This is a genomic window from Bacillus cereus group sp. MG1, assembly GCF_040460035.1.
Classification (GTDB): domain Bacteria; phylum Bacillota; class Bacilli; order Bacillales; family Bacillaceae_G; genus Bacillus_A; species Bacillus_A cereus.
In genome coordinates, this window is the sequence record NZ_JARVGY010000001.1 from 2,411,486 (window position 1) to 2,422,500 (window position 11,015).

Genomic DNA, 11,015 nt, shown 5'->3' on the forward strand with positions numbered 1-11,015 from the left:
AGTAACGGAAAATTCAGATAAATAAAAGTGAATCCGATAAAGTAAAACTTTAATCTATAGGGCTCTTTCCGCTTATCAATTTTAGATGTTCTTTTTCGACACAAAAATACCCCTTTAGATAAAATATCTAAAGGGGTGCAAATTTGTAAATTTATTTTAAAGCTATAACTATATTTATTAACCTACCAATCTCCTACTCAACAGTAACAGACTTAGCTAAGTTACGTGGCTTATCAACGTCACACTCGCGGTGAAGTGCTGCGTAGTATGAGATAAGTTGTAATGGAATAACTGCTACTAGCGGTGCTAGCGCTTCGTGTACAGCTGGTAATACGAAGCTGTCACCTTCCATTTCTAAGCCTTTCATTGAGATGATACATGGGTTAGCCCCGCGTGCTACTACTTCTTTCACGTTACCACGAATTCCAAGGTTTACGTGCTCTTGTGTAGCAAGTGCGATAACTGGTGTACCATTTTCAATTAAAGCGATTGTACCGTGTTTTAACTCTCCTCCAGCGAATCCTTCTGCTTGGATGTAAGAGATTTCTTTTAGTTTTAACGCACCTTCTAATCCTACGTAGAAGTCTACGCTACGGCCGATGAAGAAACAGTTACGCGTTGTTGCTAAAAATTGTTTTGCTAATGCGTCCATTTCTTCTTTTTGATCACAAAGTTCTATCATTGCATTTGCTACAAGTCCTAGTTCGTGTGTTAAATCGAAATCAAGAACTTCACCTTTTGCTTTAGCAATATCAGCCGCTAAAATTGAAAGTACTGCAAGCTGTGCTGTGTAAGCTTTCGTTGATGCAACTGCAATTTCTGGTCCAGCGTATAACGGAAGTGTATAATCAGCTTCACGAGAAAGCGTAGAACCAGGCACGTTTGTAATTGTTAATGCTTTATGCCCCATTTCATTTGTTTGTACAAGTACTGCACGGCTATCAGCTGTTTCACCACTTTGTGAAATGTAAATGAAGAATGGTCTTTCTGTTAATAATGGCATGTTGTAAGAGAATTCACTTGCCACGTGTACTTCAACTGGCATTTTTGCAAACTTCTCGATAAATTGTTTTCCAACAAGACCTGCATGATAACTCGTTCCACATGCAATGATGTAAATGCGATCGCTATCTAAAATCGCATTGCGGATGTCTTGATTTAATTCAATTTCGCCATTTTCATCTTGATACTTTTGAATTATATTACGGATTACAAGTGGTTGCTCATCGATTTCTTTAAGCATGAAATGAGGATATGTTCCCTTTTCAATATCACTTGCGTCTAATTCCGCTGTAAACGGTGCACGTTCAATCGTTTCACCTTGTAAGTTTTTAATTGTAATACTTTCTTTCGTTACGATTACGATTTCTTTATCCATTAACTCAATGAATTGATCTGTAACTTGTAACATCGCCATAGCGTCGCTTGCCACAACATTAAAGTTGTCACCAACACCTACTAATAGCGGGCTTTTGTTTTTAGCAACATAAATCATGTTTGGATTTTCAGCATCAAGTAATCCGATTGCATAAGAGCCATGTAAAAGAGATAGCGTATTACGGAACGCTTCTTCTACACTTAATCCTGTGCTCACTTGTTGTTCCATAAGCTGTACGATAACCTCTGTATCTGTTTCACTTACGAACGTTACATCTTGTAAATATTCCTTTTTCACTAATTCATAGTTTTCAATTACACCGTTATGAACTAATGTAAAGCGTTTTGATGTACTTTGATGCGGATGCGCGTTTACTTTACTTGGAACACCGTGTGTAGCCCAGCGTGTGTGTCCGATACCTACGCTTGCTGCTACGTTCTCATCTACGATTTCACGAAGTTTTGCGATACGGCCTTTTTCTTTGTATACAACAACACCGTTCTCTGCTTGTACTGCAATACCTGCTGAATCATATCCACGATATTCTAGCTTTTCTAAACCTTTTAATAAAATTTCCTTTGCATCTTGCTCTCCAATAAATCCTACGATTCCACACATGTTTAGTCGCCGTTACAAATGCTTACACTGCTCTGCGAACATGTAACGACATAGTCCGATACCATTTTTATTTATACTAAAAAACGGATTACATATTGCTAGCCCTGTAAGCTTGTAACGGCTTTCACCTTCCTCTCGATTGGGTTTAAGTCCGTATATACTTATACAGCTAGTTTTCATCCGTTCCTCTTCTCTCATCACACTTTCACCTTTGTCCACTAAGTCACCTTAATGATTTAAGTAAAAGCTTGCGGTTGTGATGAACAACCGGGAGTCATCCGCCGAAATCTCGATAAACCCCACCTCGTCAACTACACTATTTGTAGTTCTGGCGCTTTTATAATTTACAATATTTCCTTTGAGAAAAAGAACAAGACCATCTTATAACAAACATGGATAAACCGTCAATGAAATTTTTTTCATCGTCTATAAAACATATGAAAAAGGAGCACTTTTTGTGCTCCTTTTTCATATGAATTCAGCTAATTATTCAGCGCCAACTTCGGCTTTCACAACTTCTACAATGCGATGTACATATGCATCACAAACTTCTTGTGTTGGTGCTTCTGCCATTACACGAATAAGTGGCTCTGTTCCAGATGGGCGAACAAGAATACGGCCATCACCGTTCATTTCTTCCTCTACAACACGAATAATTTCTTTAATTTTTTCATTTTCTAATGCTAATTTTTTATCTGTTACACGAACGTTTACTAGCAATTGTGGGAATTTCGTCATTTCCCCTGCAAGTTCAGATAATGGCTTTTTCGTCATTTTCATGATGTTTACAAGTTGAAGTGCACTTAACATTCCATCACCAGTTGTAATGTAATCAAGTAAGATAATATGGCCTGATTGTTCTCCACCTAGGTTGTAACCTCCGCGCTTCATTTCTTCCATTACGTAGCGGTCACCAACTGCTGTTTTATCACTTGTAATATTATTTGCTTCAAGTGCTTTGTAGAAACCTAAGTTACTCATAACAGTTGAAACAACTGTATTATGTTTTAATTGACCAGTTTCTTTCATGTACTTCGCACAAATGAACATAATTTGATCACCGTCAACGATGTTTCCTTTTTCGTCTACAGCAATTAAACGGTCGCCATCGCCATCAAAAGCAAGTCCGATATCCGCACCTTTTTCTTTTACCAATTCAGCTAAGCCTTCTGGATGTGTAGATCCTACACCCTCATTAATATTCATACCATTTGGAGAAGTTCCCATCGTTGAAATATCAGCTTCTAGGTCTGCAAATAAGTATGGAGCAAGAGAAGAAGTTGCACCATGTGCACAATCTAAAGCGATATGTAGGCCAGAGAAATCTTCTTCAACAGTTTGTTTAATGTACTGTAAATATTTTTGTCCACCTTCAAAGTAATCACTCACTTGTCCAAGATTAGTACCTGTCGGACGTGGTAGTTCATCAACTTCTTTGTCTAATAAAGCTTCAATCTCAGCTTCTTGCTCATCTGTTAATTTAAAGCCGTCTGAACCAAAGAATTTAATACCGTTATCTTGTACTGGATTATGAGATGCAGAAATCATAACACCCGCTTGTGCGTCTAGTGCTTTTGTTAAATAAGCAACGCCCGGTGTAGAAATAACGCCAAGGCGCATTACTTCTGCTCCAGTTGATAATAGCCCTGCTACTAAAGCTCCTTCTAACATATGGCCAGATACACGTGTATCACGACCAATAATTACTTTTGGACGATCTGTATCTTTTGTTAATACATAACCACCAAAACGTCCAATTTTGAAAGCTAATTCAGGTGTTAACTCCTTATTTGCAACTCCGCGTACTCCATCTGTACCAAAATATTTACCCATTATGATTCGCTCCTTTTTCTTGCTCTTTTTGATTGTGATTATCTACTGTTGGTTCTTGACTCGTTTCTTTATCTTTATCTTGATTTTGATTTTGGTTTTGATTCTTTTCCTGTTCTTTTTCTGAATCAGGTTCAGGATTTTTTGGTTTCTCATTTTGATTTTCTTGATCGGTGTTTGAATCCGGTTGTTGACCGTTACCCTGTACTTCTTTATCTGGTTTTTCTTTCTTCACAATAGTAACTTTAGCACTTTTTTGTTTTGGCTCTATTGAAATATTACCAGGACCACTCACTTGAATTGAAATATCTTTCGTTCCTGGAGATACATTTTGCAGATTAATTACCGCTGTTATTTGAGCAGCTGTTATTTTATCTACTATACTTGCTTCTCCTGAAATATCAACACTTATCTTTCCATCTTGCGGCGAAAGTAGCTGAGCAGTAACATCTTTAGAAAGTCCATTTTTCTGGATTGGGATACCATCAATCGTTTTTGTTTTCGTTTGTTTTGTTTTTTGCACTCCCACCGAAACCTTCACTTGATTCGGTTTGGCACTTGTTACACCCTTGGGTAATAAAACAGAGGCATCGAATGTTGTAGACTCTGTCAATTGACTAAGATCTACTTCGACCCCCTCTAGCGATTGTATATTATCCAAAATATCTTTTGGACCAGCTATCGTTACTTCTCTCGGTTCAACACTGATATTTGTAACCGCCAATCCTTCTGCTAAACTCCCCTTCTTCGTATACGTTACAGGAACAGTTTTTTCAGTATTATTGGCTGTATTTTGCGTTGCCACATTCAACGTTACACTAATCTTAGATGGACTTGTTCTTACATTTAAACGTTTTCCTTCTTTATTGTATAATGTAACTTCGGGCGTTTTTGTAACAGTTTTATTAACACCTTTTAAATCAACATACGCTTTGGCAGATGAAATGCTTTCAATTTCTTCTTTCGTCCCAACTACCTCAACAGTATCCGGTTTAAGGCTTGATTTTTCTAGAGTAGCCCCCGCTGGCATCTGATCCTCATTTGATAATTTCAGATCTACATGAACATATTTTCTCGCCTTTTCATGAAGAGTAACTTTAATTGTTGATGGCTGAACTGTTCCTTTCACATCATCTGGAAGCCCGTTCGTTTTTAAAGAAATCTCATAAGTTCCTTTTGGACTATCTCGCAAATCAACTGGTATGTCAAATTGTTTTTTTGCTTTTGCTGTAGCAACTGATGCTTTTGGGCCTTCTAATTTTACTTTAACGCCCTCTGCCGGAATACCACTTACAATATATTTCTCCTCATCATACTTAAGATTAATAGCATAATTAGTTAATGTTTCTTTCGTATCATTTGCAAAAGGTAATATAACTGATGTCGTATTTTTTTCAGTTAACGTCGCTGACATAAAAAGCATACACGCCAATAGTAATGAGATCCCTTTTAAAAACCAATGATTCTCCATTAACTTATCCATGACGCTTTCTCCTCCAATTCCATAAAGACGAAGAAGTCGTTTTTTCGTTTCCACTAAATTCAGCTAATAACATATCCTTCAGCTGTTCTGTCTTCAAATCACGATGCAACTTACCATTTTTCGTTAAAGAAATTTGACCAGTTTCTTCAGACACAACTACTGTAATACTATCAGTAACTTCACTAACTCCCATTGCAGCACGATGTCTAGTTCCTAATTCTTTAGAAATAAACGGACTTTCTGATAATGGAAGATAGCATGCTGCTGCTTTAATTGTACTTCCTTGCATAATTACCGCTCCATCATGAAGAGGTGTATTTGGAATAAAAATATTAATAAGTAATTCCGATGATACGTTTGCATTCAGCGGAATACCCGTTTCCACATAATCACCCATACCGGTCTCTTTTGACAAAGTAATTAATGCACCAATTCTACGTTTCCCCATATATTCGGTTGCTTTTGCTATCGCTGTTGCAACCATTTCAGGTTCATCATCCTCATGCGTTCCAACACGCGAAAATAAACTTCCGCGCCCTAGCTGCTCAAGTGCTCTTCGCAATTCTGGCTGAAAGATAATAATAACGGCTAAAAATCCCCACGTTAATACTTGTTCAGTTAGCCAAGATAGCGTACGCAATTCAAGGAAAATACTGATCATCTTAACGACGATAATAACTGTAATCCCTTTTAAAAGTTGAACAGCTTTTGTCCCTCGGATTATAAGAATTAGCTTATATATAATAAACCATACAATGGCAATATCTAATGCCGTACTAAGATATTTCAAAATGGTCGTATCTTCAAAAGGCATGCTATCCCTTCCTCCTACTTACGAGCAATTCTATCCATATATTGAAATATTGTTTTATGCTCTATCTGTATGTATTTCCAACAACTAGTTAATTATACCATACATGAAACAAACGACAATTACAAACAACCCCCTTTAGCTCAAATTGGTAAGATGTCAAACATTTTTATTGTACAGTATAATATAAATCATTATTATACGCCTATTTTCAAATAAAAAAAGCAACTTCTCAGTTGCTTTTCTTACATTTATTTTAGTTTTTCACCGAATAAAGAACCCATTAAAGCAACTGCTGTTGTTGCCGTTCTATTTCTCTCATCTAAAATCGTATTTACCTCAACAAATTCAGCAGATGTGATAATATCAGCTTCTGCTAACATTTCCATCGCCAAATGACTTTCACGATAAGATAGACCGCCAATTACAGGCGTTCCAACACCTGGTGCATCATGAGGATCAAGACCGTCTAAATCTAATGATAAGTGTACACCATCAGTATGAGATAAATATGCGATTGTTTCTTCCATAACAGCCGTCATCCCCATACGATCAATTTCATGCATTGAGAACACTTTAATACCTTCATTGCGAATGAAATCTTTTTCTCCTTCATCCAATGCACGCGCACCGATAATTACGACATTCTCTTTTTTCACCTTTGGATATGCTCCGTATAAATCTACAAGTGAAGAATGTCCATAACCTAAACTTGCTGCAAGTGACATACCATGAATATTTCCAGATGGTGAAGTTTCCTCTGTATTTAAATCACCGTGTGCATCATACCAAATAACGCCTAAGTTTTTATAATGTTTTGCTACACCAGCTAATGTACCGATAGCAATACTATGGTCACCACCTAATACAAGTGGAAAACGACCTTCTTCTATAATATGATCCACCTTACTTGCTAATTCATTACATACAGTTGCAACTTGTGTAAGGTTTCTTAATTTTGTATTTTCATCTATCTCTTTTTCTCTCTCTATACATATATCTCCCATATCTTTAACGTCATATCCAATTTCTTCAATTCTTTCAATTACCCCTGCATAACGGATCGCGCTCGGTCCCATATCAACTCCACGACGCATCTGTCCTAAATCCATTGGAACTCCAATAACTGAGATTTCTTTTTTCATAGATAGTATCCCCCTTTTATGCCTTCACTAAATATTTTAAATCTTTTATATAGTCTGACTCAACTCGACATTTTTCTGTATGGATATACAATTTATTCACTTATATTCATACTGAAAACCAAATTTCAAGACTATTCTATGTATAAAGTTAACTTAATGAAACAATCGCAATCACTATTATTAAATAATAATAATAAAACACTCCTACATTTAGAAGTGTTTTTCTGATGCTATTTTCCATACTATTGCAATATTTTTTGTTGTCATTTCAATATTTTCTTCTGCTACTTTATATGCTTCTTCTAGTGTCATCGGTCTCGTTGTAATACTAAATACCGCATCTATTCCTTTCTCGTACACAGCTGAATAATCAGATGATACAGACCCTCCAATAGCAATTACAGGCACAGAAAAACGTTTTGCACGCCCCGCAACACCCACAGGAGCCTTTCCATATGCAGTTTGTTTATCTATTCTACCTTCACCAGTTATAATGAGATTTGCATCTTCTATATGTTTATCGAAATTTGTATAATCTAATACAATTTCAATGCCCCTCCGCAAGTCTCCCTTTAACACTGAAATAACAGCCGCTCCCATTCCTCCCGCTGCCCCTGCACCAGGTATTTCAGATACATCAAAAGATACATATCGTTTAAGCATATTCGCATAATGTTGTAAATTCTCATCTAGCTCTTTCATCATCTCTACATTTGCACCCTTTTGTCTCCCAAATATGAAAGATGCTCCCTGCATTCCGACTAATGGATTATCCACATCACATGCCGCTTCTATCTTTACCCCCTTTAAGCGGGGGTCCATTTGTGAAAAATCAATAGCAACAATCGAATGTAATGTGCCTCCAGATGGATCTATTACTTCACCCTTGTCATTTATAAATCTTACTCCTAAAGCTGCTAACATACCTGCCCCACCATCATTTGTAGCACTTCCGCCAAGTCCTAAAATTATGTACTCCACTCCTTGATCTAGCGCATGTAATATAAGTTCTCCTGTTCCTTTTGTCGTTGTAATAAGTGGGTTGCGCTTTTCAACTGGAACGTGCTGTAATCCTGATGCTGCTGCCATTTCTATAAACGCTGTCTTTTTATCTTTAGAAATGCCATAAAAAGCTTGTATACCTTCTCTAAGCGGTCCTGTCACACTAATTGATATAATTCTCCCCCCTGTAGCATCAACAAGTGATTCAACCGTCCCTTCTCCTCCATCTCCAATTGGTATTTTCACATACTCTGCATTAGGAAAAATTGCTCTAAAACCTCTTTCAATAGCTCCACATACTTCTATAGCTTTTAGGCTTTCTTTATATGAATCAGATGCAATAACAACTTTCACAATTATCTCCCCATCCCTTATTTTTACGTTTTCTTCATTTTAAACGACAAGTATAAAAGTTGTCTTTTTAAACACAAAAAAAGCTTACATCATATGATGTAAGCTTTTTTATTTAGATGGAGCCTAGCGGGATCGAACCGCTGACCTCCTGCGTGCAAGGCAGGCGCTCTCCCAGCTGAGCTAAGGCCCCTTATTAATTAAGCGGAAGACGGGATTCGAACCCGCGACCCCAACCTTGGCAAGGTTGTATTCTACCACTGAACTACTTCCGCAAAAATGATGAGCCATGAAGGACTCGAACCTTCGACCCTCTGATTAAAAGTCAGATGCTCTACCAACTGAGCTAATGGCTCGTAAATGGCTGGGCTAGCTGGATTCGAACCAGCGCATGACGGAGTCAAAGTCCGTTGCCTTACCGCTTGGCTATAGCCCATTAATATTTACTAGTATGGTTATCTTTTCAAAAAAATAAACCCTCTCAGGTTATTTTAAAGAAAATGGTGGAGGGGGGCAGATTCGAACTGCCGAACCCGAAGGAGCGGATTTACAGTCCGCCGCGTTTAGCCACTTCGCTACCCCTCCGACATTTTAAATATATATGGTGGAGGATGACGGGATCGAACCGCCGACCCCCTGCTTGTAAGGCAGGTGCTCTCCCAGCTGAGCTAATCCTCCAAAAGTGGTGACCCGTACGGGATTCGAACCCGTGTTACCGCCGTGAAAGGGCGGTGTCTTAACCACTTGACCAACGGGCCAAAAAAGTTTTAAACCTATTCCCAAGCTTCCAACCGGGCTTGAACCGGTGACCTCTTCCTTACCATGGAAGTGCTCTACCAGCTGAGCTATGGAAGCATAATGGCTCCGCAGGTAGGACTCGAACCTACGACCGATCGGTTAACAGCCGATAGCTCTACCACTGAGCTACTGCGGAATAATATTAGCCTGGCAACGTCCTACTCTCACAGGGACAAGGTCCCAACTACCATCGGCGCTAGAGAGCTTAACTTCCGTGTTCGGTATGGGAACGGGTGTGACCTCTCTGCCATCATTACCAGACTTTTATCATTATAAACATTTCTTTCGAAATGTCAAGAAGAAATTTTAATGCATATTCCTTCAAAACTAGATAACATTGCTACATATTATATGGTTAAGTCCTCGATCTATTAGTATTCGTCAGCTCCACATGTCACCATGCTTCCACCTCGAACCTATCAACCTGATCATCTTTCAGGGATCTTACTAGCTTACGCTATGGGAAATCTCATCTTGAGGGGGGCTTCATGCTTAGATGCTTTCAGCACTTATCCCTTCCGCACATAGCTACCCAGCTATGCCCTTGGCAGAACAACTGGTACACCAGCGGTGCGTCCATCCCGGTCCTCTCGTACTAAGGACAGCTCCTCTCAAATTTCCTACGCCCACGACGGATAGGGACCGAACTGTCTCACGACGTTCTGAACCCAGCTCGCGTACCGCTTTAATGGGCGAACAGCCCAACCCTTGGGACCGACTACAGCCCCAGGATGCGATGAGCCGACATCGAGGTGCCAAACCTCCCCGTCGATGTGGACTCTTGGGAGAGATAAGCCTGTTATCCCCGGGGTAGCTTTTATCCGTTGAGCGATGGCCCTTCCATGCGGAACCACCGGATCACTAAGCCCGACTTTCGTCCCTGCTCGACTTGTAGGTCTCGCAGTCAAGCTCCCTTATGCCTTTGCACTCTACGAATGATTTCCAACCATTCTGAGGGAACCTTTGGGCGCCTCCGTTACACTTTAGGAGGCGACCGCCCCAGTCAAACTGCCCACCTGACACTGTCTCCCGGGTCGATAAGACCCGTAGGTTAGAATTTCAATACAGTCAGGGCGGTATCCCACCAGCGCCTCCACCGAAGCTAGCGCTCCGGTTTCAATGGCTCCCGCCTATCCTGTACAAACTGTACCAAAATTCAATATCAGGCTACAGTAAAGCTCCACGGGGTCTTTCCGTCCTGTCGCGGGTAACCTGCATCTTCACAGGTACTATAATTTCACCGAGTCTCTGGTTGAGACAGTGCCCAAATCGTTACACCTTTCGTGCGGGTCGGAACTTACCCGACAAGGAATTTCGCTACCTTAGGACCGTTATAGTTACGGCCGCCGTTTACTGGGGCTTCAGTTCAGAGCTTCGCTTACGCTAACCCCTCTCCTTAACCTTCCAGCACCGGGCAGGTGTCACCCCCTATACTTCGCCTTACGGCTTCGCAGAGAGCTGTGTTTTTGCTAAACAGTCGCTTGGGCCTATTCACTGCGGCTTTCCGTTAAGAAAGCACCCCTTCTCCCGAAGTTACGGGGTCATTTTGCCGAGTTCCTTAACCAGAGTTCTCTCGCACACCTTAGGATTCTCTCCTCG

7 protein-coding genes, 9 tRNA genes and 2 rRNA genes (1 of these 18 cut by a window edge) are annotated in these 11,015 nt (G+C 39.8%); all 18 read right to left on the bottom strand.

The genetic code is table 11. The features are described 5' to 3' along the window. Positions 1–193: 193 nt before the first annotated feature. Positions 194–1,996: a glutamine--fructose-6-phosphate transaminase (isomerizing) gene (gene glmS / locus QCI79_RS12480; RefSeq protein WP_000334163.1), complete on the bottom strand. Its 1,803-nt coding sequence runs from the start codon at positions 1,994–1,996 to the stop codon at positions 194–196. A 12-nt stretch (positions 1,997–2,008) separates the two neighbouring features. Further along, the gene (locus QCI79_RS12485; protein ID WP_001206405.1) at positions 2,009–2,194 is read right to left on the bottom strand and encodes a hypothetical protein; all 186 of its coding nucleotides are present in this window, start codon (positions 2,192–2,194) and stop codon (positions 2,009–2,011) included. A 288-nt stretch (positions 2,195–2,482) separates the two neighbouring features. Next, positions 2,483–3,829, bottom strand: coding sequence for a phosphoglucosamine mutase (gene glmM / locus QCI79_RS12490; RefSeq protein ID WP_000521476.1), 1,347 nt, complete (start codon positions 3,827–3,829; stop codon positions 2,483–2,485). Next, entirely contained in the window at positions 3,822–5,309 is a 1,488-nt protein-coding gene (locus QCI79_RS12495) for a CdaR family protein (protein WP_000359614.1), read from the bottom strand. Before QCI79_RS12495 ends, glmM begins: the two co-directional genes overlap by 8 nt. Continuing rightward, positions 5,302–6,123: a diadenylate cyclase CdaA gene (cdaA, locus tag QCI79_RS12500; RefSeq protein WP_001115697.1), complete on the bottom strand. Its 822-nt coding sequence runs from the start codon at positions 6,121–6,123 to the stop codon at positions 5,302–5,304. The genes QCI79_RS12495 and cdaA overlap by 8 nt, the downstream gene beginning before the upstream one ends. Positions 6,124–6,371: 248 nt before the next feature. Then, positions 6,372–7,265, bottom strand: a complete 894-nt coding sequence (rocF, locus tag QCI79_RS12505; RefSeq protein ID WP_000711563.1) for an arginase — start codon at positions 7,263–7,265, stop codon at positions 6,372–6,374. Positions 7,266–7,475: 210 nt separating this feature from the next. After that, positions 7,476–8,621, bottom strand: coding sequence for a glycerate kinase (locus tag QCI79_RS12510; protein ID WP_000869581.1), 1,146 nt, complete (start codon positions 8,619–8,621; stop codon positions 7,476–7,478). Positions 8,622–8,738: 117 nt separating this feature from the next. Continuing rightward, a tRNA-Ala gene (locus tag QCI79_RS12515) sits at positions 8,739–8,811 on the bottom strand. Between the two features lie 10 nt (positions 8,812–8,821). Then, positions 8,822–8,893: transfer RNA gene (locus tag QCI79_RS12520), tRNA-Gly, on the bottom strand. 8 nt (positions 8,894–8,901) lie between these two features. Next, positions 8,902–8,974, bottom strand: a tRNA-Lys gene (locus tag QCI79_RS12525). Between the two features lie 5 nt (positions 8,975–8,979). Next, positions 8,980–9,054: transfer RNA gene (locus QCI79_RS12530), tRNA-Gln, on the bottom strand. A 65-nt stretch (positions 9,055–9,119) separates the two neighbouring features. Then, positions 9,120–9,203 (bottom strand) — tRNA-Tyr (locus QCI79_RS12535). Positions 9,204–9,220: 17 nt separating this feature from the next. Then, a tRNA-Val gene (locus QCI79_RS12540) sits at positions 9,221–9,296 on the bottom strand. 5 nt (positions 9,297–9,301) lie between these two features. Beyond that, positions 9,302–9,376, bottom strand: a tRNA-Glu gene (locus QCI79_RS12545). 24 nt (positions 9,377–9,400) lie between these two features. Further along, positions 9,401–9,473: transfer RNA gene (locus tag QCI79_RS12550), tRNA-Thr, on the bottom strand. 4 nt (positions 9,474–9,477) lie between these two features. Then, positions 9,478–9,552, bottom strand: a tRNA-Asn gene (locus QCI79_RS12555). A gap of 9 nt (positions 9,553–9,561) precedes the next feature. After that, positions 9,562–9,677, bottom strand: a 5S ribosomal RNA gene (gene rrf / locus QCI79_RS12560). Positions 9,678–9,767: 90 nt separating this feature from the next. Further along, positions 9,768–11,015 (bottom strand): 23S ribosomal RNA (locus tag QCI79_RS12565); it runs 1,675 nt beyond the window's last position.

Bases quoted from the DNA above. Each gene is read 5' to 3' on its own strand.
- glmS (WP_000334163.1), bottom strand. From the start codon at position 1,996: ATGTGTGGAATCGTAGGATTTATTGGAGAGCAAGATGCAAAGGAAATT.
- QCI79_RS12485 (WP_001206405.1), bottom strand. From the start codon at position 2,194: ATGAGAGAAGAGGAACGGATGAAAACTAGCTGTATAAGTATATACGGA.
- glmM (WP_000521476.1), bottom strand. From the start codon at position 3,829: ATGGGTAAATATTTTGGTACAGATGGAGTACGCGGAGTTGCAAATAAG.
- QCI79_RS12495 (WP_000359614.1), bottom strand. From the start codon at position 5,309: ATGGATAAGTTAATGGAGAATCATTGGTTTTTAAAAGGGATCTCATTA.
- cdaA (WP_001115697.1), bottom strand. From the start codon at position 6,123: ATGCCTTTTGAAGATACGACCATTTTGAAATATCTTAGTACGGCATTA.
- rocF (WP_000711563.1), bottom strand. From the start codon at position 7,265: ATGAAAAAAGAAATCTCAGTTATTGGAGTTCCAATGGATTTAGGACAG.